The sequence below is a fragment of the Streptomyces sp. NPDC020965 genome, from assembly GCF_044333555.1.
Classification (GTDB): Bacteria; Actinomycetota; Actinomycetes; order Streptomycetales; family Streptomycetaceae; genus Streptomyces.
This window is the reverse complement of sequence record NZ_JBIRRE010000004.1, coordinates 552,106-570,707: the sequence shown is the minus strand read 5'-3', so window position 1 is coordinate 570,707 and position 18,602 is coordinate 552,106. Positions and strand designations below refer to the sequence as shown.

16 protein-coding genes are annotated in these 18,602 nt (G+C 71.7%); 13 read left to right on the top strand and 3 right to left on the bottom strand.

Going from position 1 to position 18,602, the window contains the following annotated elements; all coding sequences use genetic code 11:
• Positions 1 to 2: 2 nt before the first annotated feature.
• Positions 3 to 1,331 carry an allantoinase AllB gene (gene allB / locus ACH4S7_RS16300; protein ID WP_398521817.1) on the top strand — a complete coding sequence of 443 codons (1,329 nt, stop codon included), beginning with the start codon at positions 3 to 5 and terminating at the stop codon, positions 1,329 to 1,331.
• 2 nt (positions 1,332 to 1,333) lie between these two features.
• Positions 1,334 to 2,455, top strand: coding sequence for an allantoicase (gene alc / locus ACH4S7_RS16295; protein ID WP_398521816.1), 1,122 nt, complete (start codon positions 1,334 to 1,336; stop codon positions 2,453 to 2,455).
• A 322-nt stretch (positions 2,456 to 2,777) separates the two neighbouring features.
• On the opposite strand, the gene ACH4S7_RS16290 is transcribed toward alc, so the two are convergent.
• A complete protein-coding gene (locus ACH4S7_RS16290; protein ID WP_398521897.1) occupies positions 2,778 to 5,678 on the bottom strand; it encodes an ABC transporter substrate-binding protein in 2,901 nt (966 codons plus the stop codon).
• A 522-nt stretch (positions 5,679 to 6,200) separates the two neighbouring features.
• Between ACH4S7_RS16290 and ACH4S7_RS16285 the strand changes: the two genes are divergently transcribed.
• Positions 6,201 to 6,809: a dihydrofolate reductase family protein gene (locus ACH4S7_RS16285; protein ID WP_398521815.1), complete on the top strand. Its 609-nt coding sequence runs from the start codon at positions 6,201 to 6,203 to the stop codon at positions 6,807 to 6,809.
• 50 nt (positions 6,810 to 6,859) lie between these two features.
• Here ACH4S7_RS16285 and ACH4S7_RS16280 read toward each other — a convergent pair whose 3' ends face one another.
• Positions 6,860 to 7,081 (bottom strand): hypothetical protein, encoded by a 222-nt coding sequence (locus ACH4S7_RS16280; RefSeq protein WP_398521814.1) that lies wholly within the window; start codon positions 7,079 to 7,081, stop codon positions 6,860 to 6,862.
• A 145-nt stretch (positions 7,082 to 7,226) separates the two neighbouring features.
• Here ACH4S7_RS16280 and ACH4S7_RS16275 point away from each other — a divergent pair, with 145 nt between their 5' ends.
• Together ACH4S7_RS16275 and ACH4S7_RS16270 are read left to right on the top strand one after the other, a co-directional pair.
• On the top strand, positions 7,227 to 8,552 hold the full coding sequence (locus tag ACH4S7_RS16275) for a sensor histidine kinase (protein WP_398521813.1): 1,326 nt from the start codon (positions 7,227 to 7,229) through the stop codon (positions 8,550 to 8,552).
• A complete protein-coding gene (locus ACH4S7_RS16270; RefSeq protein WP_398521812.1) occupies positions 8,549 to 9,226 on the top strand; it encodes a response regulator in 678 nt (225 codons plus the stop codon). Before ACH4S7_RS16275 ends, ACH4S7_RS16270 begins: the two co-directional genes overlap by 4 nt.
• A gap of 168 nt (positions 9,227 to 9,394) precedes the next feature.
• Here the strand turns inward: ACH4S7_RS16270 and ACH4S7_RS16265 are convergent, their stop codons facing one another.
• Positions 9,395 to 10,399, bottom strand: a complete 1,005-nt coding sequence (locus tag ACH4S7_RS16265; protein ID WP_398521811.1) for a Gfo/Idh/MocA family oxidoreductase — start codon at positions 10,397 to 10,399, stop codon at positions 9,395 to 9,397.
• Positions 10,400 to 10,499: 100 nt separating this feature from the next.
• Here ACH4S7_RS16265 and ACH4S7_RS16260 point away from each other — a divergent pair, with 100 nt between their 5' ends.
• The 8 genes from ACH4S7_RS16260 to ACH4S7_RS16225 all read left to right on the top strand — a co-directional run bounded on the left by ACH4S7_RS16260 (position 10,500) and on the right by ACH4S7_RS16225 (position 18,593).
• Complete coding sequence (locus tag ACH4S7_RS16260; protein WP_398521810.1) at positions 10,500 to 11,273, top strand: GntR family transcriptional regulator; 774 nt, start codon at positions 10,500 to 10,502, stop codon at positions 11,271 to 11,273.
• A 150-nt stretch (positions 11,274 to 11,423) separates the two neighbouring features.
• The gene (locus tag ACH4S7_RS16255; RefSeq protein ID WP_398521809.1) at positions 11,424 to 11,603 is read left to right on the top strand and encodes a hypothetical protein; all 180 of its coding nucleotides are present in this window, start codon (positions 11,424 to 11,426) and stop codon (positions 11,601 to 11,603) included.
• A 224-nt stretch (positions 11,604 to 11,827) separates the two neighbouring features.
• Entirely contained in the window at positions 11,828 to 12,841 is a 1,014-nt protein-coding gene (locus ACH4S7_RS16250; RefSeq protein ID WP_398521808.1) for a substrate-binding domain-containing protein, read from the top strand.
• Positions 12,838 to 13,899, top strand: a complete 1,062-nt coding sequence (locus tag ACH4S7_RS16245; RefSeq protein WP_398521807.1) for an ABC transporter permease — start codon at positions 12,838 to 12,840, stop codon at positions 13,897 to 13,899. Before ACH4S7_RS16250 ends, ACH4S7_RS16245 begins: the two co-directional genes overlap by 4 nt.
• Positions 13,896 to 14,711 carry an ATP-binding cassette domain-containing protein gene (locus ACH4S7_RS16240; protein ID WP_398521806.1) on the top strand — a complete coding sequence of 272 codons (816 nt, stop codon included), beginning with the start codon at positions 13,896 to 13,898 and terminating at the stop codon, positions 14,709 to 14,711. The genes ACH4S7_RS16245 and ACH4S7_RS16240 overlap by 4 nt, the downstream gene beginning before the upstream one ends.
• 503 nt (positions 14,712 to 15,214) lie before the next feature.
• Positions 15,215 to 16,375: an ROK family glucokinase gene (locus ACH4S7_RS16235; protein WP_398521805.1), complete on the top strand. Its 1,161-nt coding sequence runs from the start codon at positions 15,215 to 15,217 to the stop codon at positions 16,373 to 16,375.
• Between the two features lie 220 nt (positions 16,376 to 16,595).
• Positions 16,596 to 17,171, top strand: a complete 576-nt coding sequence (locus tag ACH4S7_RS16230; protein ID WP_398521804.1) for a hypothetical protein — start codon at positions 16,596 to 16,598, stop codon at positions 17,169 to 17,171.
• Positions 17,172 to 17,231: 60 nt separating this feature from the next.
• Positions 17,232 to 18,593 (top strand): alpha/beta fold hydrolase, encoded by a 1,362-nt coding sequence (locus ACH4S7_RS16225; RefSeq protein WP_398521803.1) that lies wholly within the window; start codon positions 17,232 to 17,234, stop codon positions 18,591 to 18,593.
• Positions 18,594 to 18,602: the final 9 nt, after the last annotated feature.

The following is an 18,602-nucleotide window of genomic DNA, read 5'->3' as shown; positions in this document are numbered from 1 at the left end:
GGGTGGTCGGCGACCGAGTGGATCTGGTGCTGCGCTCGACATGCGTGATCACTCCGCAGGGCGCGCGGCCCGCATCGGTCGCCGTCGCCGGGGGAGAGATCGCCGCGGTCCTCCCGTACGACCACGACCCCCCGCCGGGCGCCCGGATCGAGGACTTCGGCGACGACGCCGTACTCCCCGGCTTGGTCGACACCCATGTCCATGTGAACGATCCCGGACGCACGGAGTGGGAGGGCTTCCGCACCGCCACCCGCGCGGCGGCGGCCGGTGGCGTCACCACCCTCGTCGATATGCCCCTCAACTCCCTGCCCCCCACCACCACCGTCGCCCACCTCCGCACCAAACAAGAGGCGGCGCGGTCCGGTGTCCAGGTCGACACCGGCTTCTGGGGTGGGGCGGTCCCGGACAACGTCCGGGAGCTGCGACCGCTGCACGACGCCGGAGTCCTCGGTTTCAAGTGCTTCCTGTCGCCGTCGGGTGTCGAGGAGTTCCCGGAACTCGACCGGGAGCAGCTCGCCCGCTCGATGGCGGAGATCGCCGGCTTCGGCGGACTGCTGATCGTGCACGCGGAGGACCCGGCCGAACTGCTCCCCCAGCGGGCCGGTCCCGACTACGCGGACTTCCTCGCCTCCCGACCCCGGGGCGCCGAGAACGCCGCCGTGGCGGGGCTGATCACGCTGGCCCGAAGGCTGCACGCCCGGGTGCACGTGCTGCATCTCTCGTCCGGCGACGCGCTGCCGATGATCGCGGCGGCGAAGGCCGACGGCGTACGGATCACGGTCGAGACCTGTCCGCACTTCCTCACCCTCACCGCCGAGGAGATACCCGGCGGGGGGACCGAGTTCAAGTGCTGTCCCCCGATACGCGAGGCGGTGAACCGGGACGCGCTCTGGGCGGGCCTGGCGGACGGCACGATCGACTCCGTCGTCTCCGACCACTCGCCCTGCGCCACCGAGCTGAAGACCCCGGACTTCGCCACCGCGTGGGGCGGCATCTCCTCCCTCCAACTCGGCCTCCCGGTGGTCTGGACCGAGGCGCGTGCACGCGGGCGGACCCTGGCGGAGGTCGCCCACTGGATGGCCACCGCCCCCGCCCGGCTGGCCGGCCTCCACCGCAAGGGCGCGATCGAGGCCGGGCGCGACGCGGACTTCGCCGTCCTGGCGCCCGATGAGACCTTCACCGTCGACCCGGCCCGGCTCCACCACCGCAACCGGATCACCGCGTACGCGGGCCGGACGCTGTACGGCACGGTTCGTTCGACCTGGCTGCGCGGCCGTCGGATCGCGGTGGACGGCGTCCCCGGCGGCCGACTGATCGAAAGGGACGACTGAACATGCCGCACCCCTCCCGGCCCGGCTTCACCGGCCCCGCGCGCCCGTACGGCGGCGGCGACCCGTACGCCGACTACCGCACCGCCGACTTTCCCTTCGCCCACCACACCGACCTCGCCGACCGGCGCCTCGGCGCCGGTGTCATCGCCGCGAACGACGAGTTCTTCGCTGAGCGCGAGAATCTGCTGAAGCGGGAGCGCGCCGTGTTCGACCCGGAGCGCTTCGGCCACAAGGGCAAGATCATGGACGGCTGGGAGACCCGCCGCCGCCGAGGTGCGTCGGACGAACGGCCGCATCCGGCCGGGGACGACCACGACTGGGCGCTGATCCGGCTCGGTGCCCCCGGGATCGTGTACGGAATCGTCGTCGACACCGCGCACTTCCGCGGCAACCACCCCCGGGCGGTGTCGATCGAGGCCACCCATGCGGCCGGCACTCCCTCGCCGGAGGAACTCCTCACGGACGGGATGGCCTGGACGACACTCGTCCCGCCCACGGAGATCGGCGGCCACGCGGCGAACGGCTTCACGGTCGACGCCGAACGACGCTTCACCCATCTGCGGGTGAACCAGCATCCCGACGGGGGCATCGCCCGGCTCCGGGTGCACGGAGAGGTCGTACCCGACCCCGGCTGGCTCGGCGCGCTGGGCACCTTCGACGTCGTCGCCCTGGCGAACGGCGGGCAAGTGGTGGACGCGTCCGACCGCTTCTACTCCCCGGCGACCAACACCATCCAGCCGGGCAGCTCCCAGCGGATGGACGAGGGCTGGGAGACCCGCCGCCGACGGGACCAGGGCCACGACTGGATCCGGTACCGGCTGGTGGAACGGTCGGAGATCCGGGCGGTGGAGATCGACACGGCCTGTCTGAAGGGGAACAGTGCGGGTTGGGCGACGCTGTCCGTACGGGACGGGGCGGCCGGGGAGTGGGTGGAGACCCTGCCCCGCACCCGGCTGCAACCGGACACCAATCACCGGTTCGCGCTGGCCGCGGGCGTGGTGGCGAGCGAGGCACGGATCGATATCCATCCGGACGGCGGGATCTCACGGCTGCGGCTGTTCGGCGGGCTGACGGCGGACGGGGAGAGCCGGCTGCGGGCGCGGTACGAGCGCTTGGGCGGCTGAGGCCCGCGCCCTCCCGCGTGCGGCCCGCGCTCTCCCGCGTGCGGTGCGTGCGGTGACTTCGCCCGAGCCGCCGTCGGGTGACCATCGGCGAGCGACCGTACGGCGTGGGGCCCGTACGACCTGCTCGTACGGCGAGGGTACGGGTGCGGTCGGGGCGTACGGTCCGCTGACCCGGTTCGTCGCCCGGTCCGGCCCCCCGCCGCGCCGTCGGCGGGGGGGCAGCCCGTCACACCAGCCGGGCCGGTTGATCAGCGCATGAGCCGGGACGACGGATCGACCGGGACGGCGGATCAACCGACTGGTGGATCAACCGGCTGGCGGATCAGTCGGGCTGGTGGATCGCGCACTCACCCACCGTCAGGGGTTTGGCGTCGCCCGCGACCCTGCTGCACACCACCCGCGACCGCGAAGCCCCGTCGGGTGAGCGCCGGACCTCCTTGAGGGCGATGCTGTGACCGGTCCGGTCGGCGTACATCGGGGCGTCCTTGAAGTCGATCGTGCCCGTGGCCATGCCCCCGAGCTTCACCATCCTGAGGTTCACCCAGGTCGCGGCCCGGGTCTGGGCCCCGCCCCGGGTGGCGGCCGAGTACAGCGCCTGGGTCGCGTCATGCGCCAGGGCCGACTGGCCACTCGCTATGGCCGGCGTGTCGAAGGAGAGCCGCCGTCCTGCCATGCCCGGCAGATGTTCTTCGGCGTCCCGGTAGAACTTCGTCAGCACCGCCGCCTTCTCCAACTCCGCCAGGGCGGAGTGGTAGAGCGTGACCTTCGGCGGCACCCCGTGTCCGTTGTCGGCGAAGTTGGCCTTGGACAGATCGTCGCCGGTGATGATGGAGATCCGCCGCTGCGCGCAGCCCGGTTCCGTGCCGAGATGCGCCATCAGCGCGGGGATGTGCTCGACCCGCCCGGCGAAGTAGATCACTGACGGCACGCTGCCGCCCTGACACATCTCCTCCGTGTGCTGCCGGAATTCGGGCTTCCCCCCTCTGATCCTGTACTTCCGCTGGGGGAGGGTGCGGAAGCCGCGCTGTCCGAGCATCCGCTGCCCGTACTTCGCCTGCTCCGTGGTGTAGAGGTCGCGGGTCTCGCCCGCGTCGCCCGCCTCGCCGGTGTCGCCCTTCGCACCGGTGTCGCGGGCGAGGACCAGCGCGTGCTGCACGGTGCCCGGCTTCCGGAGCTGTGCGGCGATCAGCCCCAACTGGTCGACCTGCCATTCGTCGGTCGAGGCCAGCCCGAACCAGTTGGCGAACTGGCGCGGCAGATAGGTGGCGGAGTTCGTCCCGGAGACCACGGGCAGTCCCGCCCTCCGCAGGATCTCCGTCGTCCTGGCGCTGGAGCTGAGATCGCGCCCCATGCCGACCACGCCGACCACCGTCCGGTCGTGGGCGGCGTACTCGGCGACGGCCTCGGCCATCGCCACCTGGTGGAGCATGTCCGCGCCGCCGTTGGCCAGCATGACGCGGAGCCGCACCGAGGAGATGTCGTTGATGACGGACTGCGCCAGATAGACGCCCGCCAACTCCTCGATGCCCTTCAGCGGCGACGGCCCTTCGCTGGGGGTGGCGCTGAGCGGACCGGCGTAGATCACGGTGACGTACTTCTCCCCGCTGTCCAGCACCTCCTCGTTCTCCGTATGGACGCGCTCCTCCAACTGGCGTACGGTCCAGGCCGGTTTCCGGCCCCGGTCGGACGGCTTTCCGTCGCCGGGCCAATCGGCGAACCGCACATCGCCGGTGGCGATCCCTATGCACTCCGTCCCCCCTTCCGATGCGTCCCTGCGTTGGGTGTCCCGGTTGGCCGTCAGCACCGAGGCCGAGCAATAGCGGTCGCTGAGGTCGTCGGCGCGCATTCCGACGCCGACGGCGAGCAGCGCCAGCACCAGGACCAGGGAGTGCAGGGACCACAGCACCCGGACGGGGGTCCGGCGGGTGGTGGCCTTCACACAGCGCGGCTGCCCGTCCGCGTGCTCCACCAGCCTGCGGCCGGGCAGCGGCACCTTCAGCACCCAGGGCAGCTCGGCCAGCTCACGGCTGGGCGACTGCCCGGCCCGCAGATTCCGCGCCCACTCCTGATACCAGATCCACGGCGTCCCGCCGGGGGCCTGGATCCGGCTGCCGCGCTGCAACCGGCCCATATCGGCGATCCGGACCGCGGCGATGATGAGCAGCGGATCGAGTTCGCTGCGCCGGCTGCGGACATCGCTGACCGCTTTGATCAGTTCGATGCCGCCGTTCTCCGCGCCCGCGTACGGGAGGAAGAGGACGGGGGGCCGGGGCCGTTTGAAGCCGCGCAGATCCCAGCTCCAGCGGCGGTGGTTGTCGCGCAGATCCTCCAGCAGCGCCAGTACGTAGAGCTGGAGCTGGAAGTCGTCGCCGGTCTTCAGCGTCTCCGCCACGTCGTAAGCGCGCGCCGCGATGGCGTTCCAGGAGCGCGCCGGGCGCAGCAGGGAGACATCCGTCGGTCGGCCGCGCGAAGCCGCCCGCAGGAAGGTCGTGGTCATGAACCATCGGCTCTCCCGGCGCAGCCAGAGAAAGATCGGCGCCCGGCCGGGCAGCACATTGTCGAGGAGGACCAGCAGCAGCAGGAAGCCGACACCGGCGGCCAGCGCCACCGACCAGTGACTGCGCGCGAGCAGCGCGGCGAGCCCGGCGACCAGACTCGCCGGGAGGACGTGGGCCATGTCGAAGAGGGGCAGTCCGCTGTTCCAGCGGGCGGTGCCCTTCGGGCGCCAGCGCTGTTGCGCCAACTGGTCGAGGAGTCGCTGGGCGGGGTCCCGGGTGCCCGCCGCGGGCGTGGCCCGGGGCCAGTCGGGGCCCAGTTCGCTGACGGCGTCCTCGATGGCGCGGACCAGCCGCAGCCGGGGGAAGGCGTAGCGCCGGTAGATCGAGCGCCGTCCGTCCCACCGTTTCGGGTCGCCCAGATCGCGCACGAGTCCGGCGGCCCGCCGTATCTCCGTCGTCGCCTCCTGCCGCTCCGGGGCGACGGCGCAGCGGGTGCCGTGTGCGTCCTGTCCGGTGTGCAGTTCGTGGACGAGATCGACGACCGCGCGGTCGTCGGCTTCGGCGTCGTCGTCGGCGTGCAGCACGACGACGGGCATGGGTGGATTGCTGGTGCCGAAGTCCCGGATCAGCACTTCGAGCCGGCGCTGGACATCGGCGCCGGCTCCGGTCGACATGCCGGGGTGCCCTCCGGGGCAGTCCGGCGGTTCGTGATCGCCGTAGCGCATGGCCAACCCCCGTTCTCCTTGGCCTGGTTTATGACGCTAGCGGGCCGGGGCGTGTGGAGCGCGGCTTCTACGGCGATTGATTGTCCGGTGTCGCGGGGTGGCCGGAAGCCGACGGTGGCACGGGGGGCGTGGGGGGTGTGAGGGTCTCGATCGGGGCGGGCTCGGCGGATCTGGCGGTGAATGGACAACGAGTCCAGCCGTGTGTCCCCAGCCCGCCTGGGGGGCGGGGGCCGGGAGGTGTCGCCGGGAAACGCGGCTGGCGGCGTGGTATGCAGGAAGCGGTAGCCAGGAGTGGGACCCGTGCCTGTGGCCTGGTCCGGACGGCCGGGTCGGGCCGGGGAAGCCCCAGCCGGACGGGAAGCCGTAGCCGGATGGGACGCGAGGCCCCGGACGGGACGTGCGGCTCCGGACAGGAAGCGTGCTCCCGGCCGCGCACCGATGAGTTCCGGCCGCGCGCCGGGTCGGAACTGATGACCACCGCACCCTGCCCGTCGGGCATCTCCCAGGAAGTAGGCACTTCTCATGGCTCAGCTCTCGATCACCAGCTTCGTCACGCTGGACGGCGTGATGCAGGCCCCCGGAGGCCCGGACGAGGACCCCAGCGGCGGGTTCGACCAGGGCGGCTGGTCCGTTCCGTACGGGGACGAGGACTTCGGCCGGTTCGTCACCGAGGTGTTCGACCGCGCCGGCGCCTTTCTGCTCGGTCGCCGGACGTACGACATCTTCGCCGGGTACTGGCCGGAGAAGGGCGACCCCGCCGATCCGATCGCCTCACGGCTCAACTCACTGCCGAAGTACGTCGCCTCGACCACCCTGAAGACCGCCGACTGGGCGGGCACCACGATCATCGGCGGCGATCTCGTCCAGGAGGTGACCGCGATCAAGGCGCGTACCGACGGGGAGGTGCAGATCCACGGCAGTGGCCGACTCGCCCAGTCCCTCATGGCGCACGATCTGATCGATACCTTCCACCTGCTGGTCTTCCCCGTCGTGCTCGGCAAGGGGCTGCGGCTGTTCGCTGACGGCGCGGTGCCCACCGCCTACCGGCACACGGCGGGCCGCACCACCGGAACCGGCGTGGCGATCCACACATACGAGCGCGCGGGCCGTCCCGAGTACGGCAGCTACTAGACCGGCAGGGCCCCACGGGCCCCCACGGGCCGTGGTCGTGCGGGGGTGGCTCACCGGTGCTGTCTGAGGTTCTCGCCGATCATCACCAGCGCGAAGCCCACCACCGTGATCACGATGTTCGTGAAGAGCGCGCGCTCCTCCAGGAAGCCCACGTGCTCCGTGAGCAGCCGGGTGGCAGCCATGAAGTCGAACCAGCCCGTCAGCTCGCGGAGCACCCCGACCCCGCCCAGAAACACCATCAGCCCGCCGAGGGACTCCAGAATCTTCTTCATCCGCTGATCCTGATCCCACGCCCGCGCGGCCCGCGTCGGTCCTCGGGATGCGCCGCCGCACCGAAAGTCTGCGACACCGCGACTTTGGTAGCTTCCCGGCGGTCGCGGGGCCACCGGGTGCTCACGTCGGCCTAGGTTGGTGAACATGACGCGTACGGAATATCCCTGGCTGCTCCCCTCGGCCATGGCGGACCCCGTCGACCCGGACCTCCCGGTCGACGGCACGGGGGCGGAGGACCCCGATGGCCGGCCCGCCAGCTCCCGTACCCCTGACGGTCGGTCCGCCCGCTTCCGTGACAGCTTCCGTAACATCCGTAACAGAGGGAAAAGGCCCAGCAGGACCGTACGGGACTGGGGCGTCGACACCCTCGTCTTCGTCTTCGCCGCCTTCATCGGACTGGCCGCCGCGGACACCAGCGACCAGCTCAACAACTCCGAGACGGTCGTCCTGGCCGACCAGCTCATCGGTGCCGCCGCTTGCTGCGCGATCTGGCTGCGCCGCCGCTGGCCGGTCCAGCTCGCGGCGGCCCTGGCCGTCGTCACCCTCATCTCACCGGTGACCGCCGGGGCGTTCCTGGTGAGCCTGTTCAGCCTCGCCGTGCACCGGCCGTTCCGGCCCGTCGCCCTCGTCGGACTGCTCTCCGCGGCCGTCGCCGTCGCCCAGCCCTTCCTCCGCCCCGACCCCACCCTCCATGTGCTGGGCTCGATCACCATCGGAGAGGTCTTCGTCCTGCTGGCGACCGGCTGGGGGATGCTCGTCCGCTCGCGGCGGCAGCTCGTCGTGGTCCTGCGCGAACGCGCCCACCGGGCGGAGGCCGAGGCGGAGCTCCGCGCCGAACAGGCGCAGCGGCTCGCCCGGGAGGCCATCGCCCGCGAGATGCACGATGTGCTCGCCCACCGGCTGACCCTGCTCAGCGTCCACGCGGGCGCGCTGGAGTTCCGGCCGGACGCGCCCCCCGAAGTGGTCGCGCGGGCCGCCGGCGTCATCCGGGACAGCGCCCATGAGGCGCTCCAGGACCTCCGGCAGATCATCGGGGTGCTGCGCGCACCGGATGACGGCGAGTACGGCGACCGGCCCCAGCCGACCCTGGCCTCGCTGGACGCGCTGGTCAGCGAGTCCCGGGCGGCCGGTATGCGGGTCACCCTCGACAACCGGGTCGGTGATCCGGCCGATGTCCCCGCGATCCTCGGCCGTACGGTCTACCGCATCGCGCAGGAGGGGCTCACCAACGCCCGGAAGCACGCGCCCGGCGCCGGGGTCACCCTCGCCGTCCACGGCGGGCCGGACGCCGGGGTCACCATCGAGATCGACAATCCGGCCCCCGTCGGTGAGGTCCCGAAGGTGCCCAGCTCCGGCCAGGGCCTGATCGGGCTGACCGAGCGCGCCACCCTCGCTGGCGGCAGGCTCCAGCACGGGCGCACGGGCGCCGGCGGATTCCATGTACGGGCCTGGCTACCGTGGACCGTATGACTATCCGGCTGCTCGTCGTCGACGACGATCCCCTCGTACGCGCGGGACTCTCCTTCATGCTCGGTGGTGCCGACGATCTGGAGATCGTGGCGGAGGGCGCGGACGGCTCCGAGGTCCCGGCGCTGGTGGACCGGTTCCGCCCGGACGTGGTGTTGATGGACATCCGGATGCCGACCGTGGACGGGCTCACCGCCACCGAGGAGTTGCGCCGCCGACCGGATGCGCCCGAGATCGTCGTCCTCACCACCTTCCACGCCGACGAACAGGTCTTGCGGGCGCTGCGCGCGGGTGCGGCGGGGTTCGTCCTCAAGGACACCCCGCCCGCCGAGATCGTCGCCGCCGTCCGTCGGGTCGCGGCGGGCGATCCCGTGCTCTCGCCGGCCGTGACGCGGCAGTTGATGACCCATGTCGCCGATCCGGTCCACGACCGCGCCGCCGATCCGCGCAGACGTACGGCGGTGGCCCGGATCGCCTCGCTCGCGGAGCGGGAGCGGGAGGTCGCGGTCGCCCTCGGCCACGGCCGGTCCAACGCGGAGATCGCCGCGACGCTCTATATGAGCGTCCCGACGGTGAAGACCCATGTCTCCCGCATTCTGGCCAAACTCGATCTCAACAACCGGGTGCAGATCGCCCTGTTGGCCCATGACGCCGGTCTGCTGGACGGGGAATCGTAGCCGGCCCGGAGGAGCGCGGGGCAGGGCCGGGGAATCGTAGGCGGGCCCGGGGGAGCGCGGGGCAGGGCCGGTGAGGCCGGTGGGTCGCGCCGCCGAGGCACTGCCCGCAGCGGGTGCCGCGGTCCGTGTCCCCGGTCGTCGGCCCGGTCGGTGTCCCCGGCCGTCGGATCAGTCGGTGGCGATCTCCGCCGTCCGCACCGGTCGGCGCTCCCGGCGGGACAGTTCGCACGCCTCCGCGATCCGCAGCGCCGCCAGCGCCTCGCGGCCGTCACAGGGGTTCTCCGCCTCCCCCCGCACCACCTGGAGGAAGACGTCCAGCTCCGCCTCGTACGCGGGGGCGAACCGCTCCAGGAAGCCGGTCCACGGCTTATCGGCGGACGGCGGGCCCTGCGGCTCGGTCGAGCCGATCGGCGTACGGTCGTCCAGGCCGACCGCGACCTGGTCCAGCTCGCCCGCCAGTTCCATCCGGACGTCGTACCCCGCGCCGTTGCAGCGCGTCGCCGTCGCCGTCGCCAGCGTGCCGTCGTCCAGGGTGAGCACCGCCGCCGCCGTGTCCACGTCGCCCGCCTCGCGGAACATCGCGCCGCCCGCGTCCGAGCCGGTCGCGTACACCTCCACGACCTCCCGTCCGGTCACCCAGCGCAGGATGTCGAAGTCATGGACCAGACAGTCCCGGTAGAGCCCGCCGGAGAGCGGTAGATACGCGGCGGGCGGCGGCGCCGGGTCCGATGTGATCGCCCGTACGGTGTGGAGCCGGCCCAGCCGGCCCGAGCGCACCAGCTCCCGGGCGGCCGTGTACCCCGCGTCGAACCGGCGCATGAAGCCGAGCTGGAGCAGGGTGCCGGCCGAATCGACCTCGCGCAGTGCGCCGAGCGTCCGCGGCAGATCCACCGCGATCGGCTTCTCACAGAACACCGGGAGTCCCGCGCGGGCCGCCCGGCCGATGAGCTCGGCGTGCGATGCGGTGGCCGAGGCGATCACCACGGCGTCCACGCCCCAGCTGAAGATCTCGTGCACGCTGGGCGCCGCGGTGGACCCCGTACGGTCGGCGACCGCTGCCGCGCGGGCCGGATCGACGTCCGCCACCACCAGGGAACCGACCTCACGGTGGCGGCTGAGCACGCCCGCGTGAAAGGTGCCGATACGTCCCGTCCCGATGAGTCCGATGCGCATGGCCCAAAAATGACCCGGCCCCGCCACCCTGTCAAGACTTTGTCCTGACAACCGAACTTCACGACTTCCCGCCACCATGAGCGGCGACTACGCTCGCCACGTGCCCAAGCAGCCCAGACCAGTGACGGCCTCGTCCCTGTCTCTCCAGCTGAGTGTGGACCGCACCAGTCCGGTTCCGCTCTATTACCAGCTCTCCCAGCAGCTTGAGGCGGCCATCGAGAGAGGGGCGCTCACCCCCGGCAGTCTGCTCGGCAACGAGATAGAGCTGGCAGGGCGGCTCGGGCTGTCCCGTCCCACCGTGCGCCAGGCCATCCAGTCCCTCGTCGACAAGGGCCTGCTGGTCCGCCGCCGCGGCGTCGGCACCCAGGTCGTCCACAGCCAGGTCAAGCGCCCACTGGAGCTGAGCAGCCTCTACGACGATCTGGAGGCGGCCGGTCAGCGCCCCGCCACGGTCGTCCTCCACAATGACGTCGCAACGGCGGACGCGCGGGTCGCCGCCGCCCTCGGGGTCGCTGAGGGCACCGAGGTCCGACTGGTCCAGCGGTTGCGGTACGCCCACGGCGAGCCGATGGCCCTGCTGACCAACCATCTACCGACCGGGCTGTTCGACTGCGACACCACGCGACTGGAGGCCACCGGCCTCTACCGGATGATGCGGGCGGCGGGGATCACCCTGCACAGCGCCCGGCAGTCGGTCGGGGCGCGCGCCGCCGACGCCACCGAGGCCGATCTGCTCGGGGAACCAGTGGGCGGGCCGGTGCTGACCATGGCGCGCACCACCTTCGATGACACGGGACGCGCCGTCGAGTACGGCTCGCACCTCTACCGGGCCTCGCGGTACGCCTTCGAGTTCCAGCTCCTCGTCCGCCCCTGACCGCACTCGCCGCGCCGGCCGCATCGGGCCGCCCCGCACAGGCGTCCGCCGGGGTAAGAATGTTCGGACAAAGTCTTGACGGGGTCCCGTGGCCGTCGTAAACACTCTCCCAGCCGCAACCGGGCGGCCGGGAGAGAAGGCGGAACCACCATGCGTACCCACCGCACGGCAGCGGCGCTGCTCGCCGCGTGTGCCCTGGCCGTCGTCCACAAGGTCGGCGGGACCGCCGTCCCGCCGACCGGGCCCGGGGCGCCCGGCGACACCGTCAAGAAGGCCGCGGCGGACGGCACCGCCGACACCGGGTCCACCACTGCCGGCACCCGCCGATGACCGCGCGCGACCTCCCGGCGTCGGACACCCCGTACCGTCGGACGGGCGCACCGGAGCACCCGGTCCCGGACACCCGGGACCACCCGGCGACGGCGCCCCGGACCTGCCCGGAGTACCCGATGCCGACCCGCCGACCTGCCGTGACTCATACTTGGGCGGCCGGGGCAGGTCGATTCGCCCCCCGGTCGCACCGAGAAGTAGTACGGCAAGAAGGGCACCACGTCGTGGCAAGGACAAGGACAGGGGTACGCGCGCTGGGCGCGTTGCTTGCGGTGGTGCTCGGGGTCTCCGTGGCGGGATGCAGCAGCACCGGCGGCAAGCGGGCCGAGGACGCCCGCAAGGCCGAGGCCGCCGCCGGGAAGGCCGCGGTGAACACGCCCCGCTGGACCTTCGCGATGGTCACCCACTCCGGCGACGGCGACACCTTCTGGGACATCGTCCAGAACGGCGCCGAGCAGGCCGCCGCCAAGGACAACATCAACTTCCTCTACTCCAAGAGCGACGAGGGCCAGCAGCAGGCGCAGCTCGTCCAGGCCGCCATCGACAAGAAGGTCGACGGCCTGATCGTCACGCTCGCCAAGCCGGATGCGATGAAGGCCGTGGTCAAGAAGGCCGTCGCGGCCGGCATCCCGGTGATCACCGTGAACTCGGGCTCCGCGCAGTCCAAGGCGTACGGCGCGCTCACCCACATCGGCCAGGACGAGACCGTCGCCGGTGAGGCCGTCGGCGACGAGCTGGACAAGCGTGGCAAGAAGAAGGCCCTGTGCGTCCTGCACGAGCAGGGCAACGTCGGCCACGAGCAGCGCTGCGCCGGTGCGAAGAAGACCTTCGACGGCACGATGCAGAATCTGTACGTGGACGGCACGAACATGCCCGATGTGCAGGCGTCCATCGAGGCGAAGCTCCAGGCCGACCGCTCCATCGACTCCGTGGTCACCCTCGGCGCGCCCTTCGCGGCCACCGCCGTCAAGGCGAAGAAGAGCGCCGGGAGCAAGGCAGAGATCGACACCTTCGACCTCAATGCCGAGGTCGCGGGCGCGCTCAAGACGGGGACGCTCGGCTTCGCCGTCGACCAGCAGCCCTACCTCCAGGGGTACGAGGCCGTCGACCTGCTCTGGCTGTACCGCTACAACGCCGATGTCCTTGGCGGCGGGCAGCCCGTACTCACCGGACCGCAGATCATCACCCGGGACATGGCCGCCGCGCTGGAGGACTACACCGAGCGGGGTACCCGATGAGCGTCAGTGCCCCACCGGCCGGCTCCCGGCAGCCCGGCGCGTCCGACGAGCGGCTGCTGCGCACCTCGCCGCTGAAGCGGCTGCTGGGCCGGCCCGAGCTGGGCTCGGTCGTCGGCGCCGTCGCCGTCTTCATCTTCTTCTCGATCGTCGCCGATTCGTTCCTCCAGGCGACGAGCTTCTCCACGGTGCTGTACGCGGCGTCCACGATCGGGATCATGGCCGTCCCGGTCGCGCTGCTGATGATCGGCGGCGAGTTCGACCTCTCGGCCGGTGTGCTGGTCACCAGCTCCGCGCTGGTCTCCTCGATGGTCAGCTACCAGCTCACGGCCAATGTCTGGGTCGGCGTGCTGGTGTCCCTGCTGGCCACGCTGGCGGTCGGCGCCTTCAACGGACTGCTGCTCACCCGGACGAAACTGCCGAGCTTCATCATCACGCTCGGCACGTTCCTGATGCTGACCGGACTCAATCTCGGTTTCACCAAACTGATCAGCGGCACGGTCTCCACCAAGTCCATCAGTGACATGGCGGGGTTCGAGTCGGCGCGGAAGGTCTTCGCCTCCGAGCTGACGATCGGCGATGTCACGCTCAAGGTGACGATCCTGTGGTGGTTCGTCCTCATCGCGCTGGCCACCTGGATCCTGCTGCGGACCCGGTTCGGTAACTGGATCTTCGCCGTCGGCGGGGGCATGGACGCCGCCAGGGCGATCGGCGTCCCGGTCGTCAAGACGAAGATCGGCCTTTATCTGGGCGTCGGGTTCGCCGCCTGGATCGCCGGACAGCATCTGCTCTTCTCGTTCGACGTGGTGCAGTCCGGCGAGGGCGTCGGCAATGAGCTGATCTACATCATCGCGGCCGTCATCGGCGGCTGTCTGATCACCGGCGGCTACGGTTCGGCCATCGGTTCGGCGGTCGGCGCGTTCATCTTCGGCATGACCAGCAAGGGCATCGTCTACGCGGAGTGGAACCCCGACTGGTTCAAGTTCTTCCTCGGAGCCATGCTCCTTCTGGCCACCCTGCTCAACGCATGGGTCCGCAAGCGCGCGGAGGCGACACGATGACGGAAGAAGCGACTGCTCTGGTCGAGCTGGACGAGGTCAGTAAGTACTACGGGAACATCCGTGCGCTGGAGGCCGTCTCGCTGGTCGTCCACGCCGGGGAGATCACCTGTGTGCTCGGCGACAACGGCGCCGGCAAATCCACCCTCATCAAGATCATCTCAGGGCTGCACCAGCACGACGCCGGCACCTTCTCGATCGAGGGGGAGGAGACCCGGCTGGCGAACCCCAGGGCGGCGCTGGACCGGGGCATCGCCACGGTCTACCAGGACCTGGCGGTCGTCCCGCTGATGCCGGTCTGGCGGAACTTCTTCCTCGGCTCCGAGCCGACGAAGGGCAAGGGTCCGCTGCGCCGTCTCGATGTCCGGCGGATGCGCGAGACGACCCGGTCCGAGCTGCTGCGGATGGGGATCGACCTGCGCGACGTCGACCAGCCGATCGGCACCCTGTCGGGCGGTGAACGCCAGTGCGTGGCGATCGCGCGGGCCGTCTACTTCGGGGCGAAGGTCCTGGTGCTGGACGAGCCGACGGCGGCGCTCGGCGTCAAGCAGTCGGGCGTCGTGCTGAAGTACGTGGCGGCGGCGCGGGACGCGGGGCTCGGCGTGGTGCTGATCACGCACAACCCGCACCACGCGTACCTCGTGGGGGATCGCTTCGTCCTCCTGAAGCGGGGGACGATGTCGGCGAGCCACACCAAGGACTCCGTGTCGCTGGACGAGCTGACGCGTCAGATGGCGGGTGGCAGCGAGCTGGACGACCTCCGGCATGAACTCGACCGCGCGCCGGCTCCGAAGGGCCTCGGGGGCGCGGAGTAGCCCTGCGGGTGGGGGTGCGTCTGGTGTGTGGGGCGCCCGGTGTCTGAGCTCGTCCTCAAGCGCCGGACGGGCTGGAGTTCTCGGCCTGCTCGGTGTTTGGGGTTGTCCTCAAGCGCCGGACGGGCTGGAGTTCTCGGCCTGCTCGGTGTCTGAGCTCGTCCTCAAGTGCCGGACGGGCTGGAGTTCTCGGCCCGCTCGGTCTCTGGGGTTGTCCTCAGGCGTGGGGCGGGCTGGGATCTCAGGTCGCTCGGTGCCTGCGGTGTCCGAGCGTGTCCTCGATCCTCGGACGGGCTGGAGAATTCAGGCCACCGGAGGGGTCGGCGGAGATTGAGGCGTGGGGCACGGTCAGGCCGGGAGGCGTGCGCCGTGGGCGGGTCGGTGTGGGGTGAGCCGGGGCCCGGGGCGCACGCGCGGGCGCGGCCCCCCGGCATGGATGGCAGAATCAAGGGCCCCCGGACGCGGCCAGCGCCCAGGCCCCCCCGCCCCCGAGACCCCGCAGGGACATGAGCACCTACCGCGACTTCGCGCACCGCGGCTCCGCCCGCGCCACCGTCCTGCGTACCGTCGGCACCCGTGAGCGCCGTTCGCACCTCACCGCCCCCCGTGTCCCCACCGTCGGTATCGACATCGGCGGTACGAAGGTCATGGCCGGTGTCGTGGACGCCGACGGGGTCATCCTGGAGAAGATCCGGGCCGAGACCCCCGACAAGTCCAAGAGCCCCAAGGTCGTCGAGGACACCATCTGTGAGCTGGTGCTCGACCTCTCCGACCGGCACGATGTGCACGCCGTCGGCATCGGCGCGGCGGGCTGGGTGGACGCCGACCGCTCCACGGTCCTCTTCGCGCCCCATCTCGCCTGGCGCAATGAACCCCTCCGGGACGCACTCTCGGCCCGCCTCGCCGTCCCGGTGCTGGTGGACAACGACGCCAACACCGCCGCCTGGGCGGAGTGGCGCTTCGGCGCCGGCCGGGGTGAGGACCATCTGGTGATGATCACCCTCGGCACCGGTATCGGCGGCGCGATCCTGGAGGACGGCCGCGTCAAGCGGGGCAAGTACGGGGTGGCCGGTGAGTTCGGCCATATGCAGGTCGTGCCCGGTGGCCACCGCTGCCCCTGCGGCAACCGCGGCTGCTGGGAGCAGTACAGCTCGGGCAATGCCCTCGTCCGGGAGGCGCGGGAGCTGGCCGCCGCCGAGTCCCCGGTCGCGCACGGCCTGATCGACCGGGTCGGCGGCAGCGTCGGCGACATCACCGGACCGCTGATCACCGAGCTGGCCCGTGAGGGCGACGCGATGTGCGTCGAGCTGTTCCAGGACATCGGGCAGTGGCTCGGCGTCGGTATCGCCAATCTCGCCGCCGCGCTCGACCCCTCGTGCTTCGTGATCGGCGGTGGCGTCAGCGCCGCCGACGATCTCCTGATCGGCCCGGCCCGGGACGCCTTCCGCCGCCATCTCACCGGCCGGGGCTACCGCCCGGAGGCCAGGATCGTCAAGGCCGAGCTGGGGCCGGAGGCCGGTATGGTCGGCGCCGCTGATCTGGCGCGACTGGTGGCCCGCCGCTTCCGCCGGACCAATCGGCGCCGGGTGGAGCGCCACGAGCGGTACGAGCGCTACGCGCAGGCCCTGCGCAACACCACCTCGCCCCGCCCCGCCCAGGAGCCGTAGCCCCCGCCCGGGAGCCGTGGCCCCGCCCGGGAGGTAGCCCCGCCCTGGACCTTGGCCGCCGGGGGGAGCCGTCGCCCCACCGGCAGCGCACCCGGCCCGTACGGGACCCCCGGGGCGGGGCCCCCTCCCGGCCGTCCCGCCCGCGTCCGCCCCGGAACCGTAGACTTCAGTTCCGACCACACCCCCCAGGAACCCCAGCCCCTCCCAGGAACTGCAGTCAATGACCGTGCCCCGCCAGTCCGCGTCCCCGGACGAGAGTTTCCGTCCCCCCGAGGGCCGGCGCCACATGATCTTCCGTCGCTGGCTGACGGCGATCACCATCGTGCTGCTCGTCGGCATCCCGGCCGGCTATCTCGTGATCTCCGCCGAGCAGAGCCGGGAGAGCGGTCGCCACAAGGCGGCCGAGGCGTCCGCCAGCGGGCTGCGCGATAGCTGGCCGTCCCAGATGAAGCGCCGGGTCTTCGAGGTACCGATTCCGGCCAAGTCCAAGGACGTCGCCTACTTCGAGACCAGCAACTGGAAGACCAGCAGGCTGTACGTGCAGTTCCGGACCACCCCCAAGGGCCTCGACCGCTTCCTGAAGGGCGTCGGCACCAGCCGGAACGCCCTGCGGGACGACGCGGTGACGATCGGGGCGCGCGAGGCCCGCACCGTCGGCTGGGACTTCACCGAGCCGCGCGACTGGGCCGGGACCACCCATTCCCAGAAGCACCCCCGGCCGACCCAGGACATCACCGTCGATCTGACCGATACGGACCGCCCTGTGGTGTATGTGGTGTCGGTCGTCAACCCCTGACGGGACCAAGTCGGACCAAGTCGAGGGGGGCCCGCCCACGCGCACCCCGTCGTCAGTACCGTGGAGCGGGTGAGTGAGACGCAGACGCCCCCCACGCAGACGCCCCCCGAGACCCCGCTGGCCGCGCGGGATCCGCAGACTCTTCAGTACCGTGTGGACGGCCCGGACGACGCACCCGTACTCGTCCTCGGACCCTCCCTCGGCACGACCTGGCACATGTGGGACCGGCAGATCGCCGATCTGTCCCCCGAGTGGCGGATAGTCCGCTACGACCTGCCGGGCCACGGCGGCGCCCCGGCCCACCCCGCCGCCTCGGTCGGTGAACTCGCCGACCGGTTGCTGGCCACCCTGGACGAGCTGGGCATCCAGCGCTTCGGCTACGCGGGCTGCTCGATAGCCGGCGCGGTCGGTGTCGAGCTGGCCCTGCGCCATCCGCACCGGCTGGCCTCGCTGGCGCTGGTCGCCGCCTCGCCCCGGTTCGGGACCGCCGACGAGTTCCGGCAGCGCGGCGTGATCGTCCGGACGAACGGCCTCGAACCGGTGGCCCGCAGCGCCCCGGAGCACTGGTTCACCCAGGGCTTCGCCGCCACCCAGCCCGCCATCGTCGAATGGGCGGTCCAGATGGTGCGCACCACCGACCCGGGCTGCTACATCGCCGCCTGCGAGGCGCTCGCGGCCTTCGACGTCCGGGCGGACCTCGGCAGCGTCGGCGTGCCCACACTGGTGCTCGTGGGCTCCGACGACCAGGTCACCGGACCGGCCGAGGCCCGTACCCTCGTCGCCGGCATCCCGGACGCCCGGCTCGCGCTGGTGCCCGGCGCCTCCCACCTCGCCCCCGTCGAACAGCCGGCCGCCGTCACCGATCTGCTCGTACGCCACTTCGCGGGTGTCGCGCAGGACACCCAGTCGGCGATACCCGCCCCACCGGCCCTCCAGGCCCCCCAGGCCGCGCAGACCCCGCCGGTGCCCGCGATCTCCGCGCCGGTGACCCCGATCGCCGAGATCGCCCCCATGGCGCCCGAGCCCGCAGCGCCGGGGCGACCCGATCCGTACGAGGCGGGGATGAAGCTCCGCCGCGAGGTGCTCGGCGACGCGCACATGGACCGGGTGACGGCCGCCGCCGACGGATTCACCACCGACTTCCAGGAGCTGGTCACCCGCTACGCCTGGGGCGAGGTCTGGTCCAGGGAGGGCCTCGACCGGCGCACCCGCAGCGTGGTCACGCTGACCGCGCTGGTCGCCGGCGGCCACCGGGAGGAGCTGGCGACGCACACCCGGGCCGCGCTGCGCAACGGCCTCACCCCCGACGAGATCGGCGAGGTCCTGATCCACACGGCCGTGTACTGCGGCGTTCCGGCCGTGAACGCGGCCTTCGAGGTGGTGCGGGCCGTCGTCCGGGAGGAGACCACGCCCCGCTCGTAGCAGGATGGG

Excerpts from the sequence above, each read along its gene's own strand:
- alc (WP_398521816.1), top strand. The coding sequence starts at position 1,334 with ATGCCGCACCCCTCCCGGCCCGGCTTCACCGGCCCCGCGCGCCCGTAC.
- ACH4S7_RS16290 (WP_398521897.1), bottom strand. The coding sequence starts at position 5,678 with ATGCGCTACGGCGATCACGAACCGCCGGACTGCCCCGGAGGGCACCCC.
- ACH4S7_RS16285 (WP_398521815.1), top strand. The coding sequence starts at position 6,201 with ATGGCTCAGCTCTCGATCACCAGCTTCGTCACGCTGGACGGCGTGATG.
- ACH4S7_RS16280 (WP_398521814.1), bottom strand. The coding sequence starts at position 7,081 with ATGAAGAAGATTCTGGAGTCCCTCGGCGGGCTGATGGTGTTTCTGGGC.
- ACH4S7_RS16275 (WP_398521813.1), top strand. The coding sequence starts at position 7,227 with ATGACGCGTACGGAATATCCCTGGCTGCTCCCCTCGGCCATGGCGGAC.
- ACH4S7_RS16270 (WP_398521812.1), top strand. The coding sequence starts at position 8,549 with ATGACTATCCGGCTGCTCGTCGTCGACGACGATCCCCTCGTACGCGCG.
- ACH4S7_RS16265 (WP_398521811.1), bottom strand. The coding sequence starts at position 10,399 with ATGCGCATCGGACTCATCGGGACGGGACGTATCGGCACCTTTCACGCG.
- ACH4S7_RS16255 (WP_398521809.1), top strand. The coding sequence starts at position 11,424 with ATGCGTACCCACCGCACGGCAGCGGCGCTGCTCGCCGCGTGTGCCCTG.
- ACH4S7_RS16245 (WP_398521807.1), top strand. The coding sequence starts at position 12,838 with ATGAGCGTCAGTGCCCCACCGGCCGGCTCCCGGCAGCCCGGCGCGTCC.
- ACH4S7_RS16240 (WP_398521806.1), top strand. The coding sequence starts at position 13,896 with ATGACGGAAGAAGCGACTGCTCTGGTCGAGCTGGACGAGGTCAGTAAG.
- ACH4S7_RS16235 (WP_398521805.1), top strand. The coding sequence starts at position 15,215 with ATGAGCACCTACCGCGACTTCGCGCACCGCGGCTCCGCCCGCGCCACC.
- ACH4S7_RS16230 (WP_398521804.1), top strand. The coding sequence starts at position 16,596 with ATGACCGTGCCCCGCCAGTCCGCGTCCCCGGACGAGAGTTTCCGTCCC.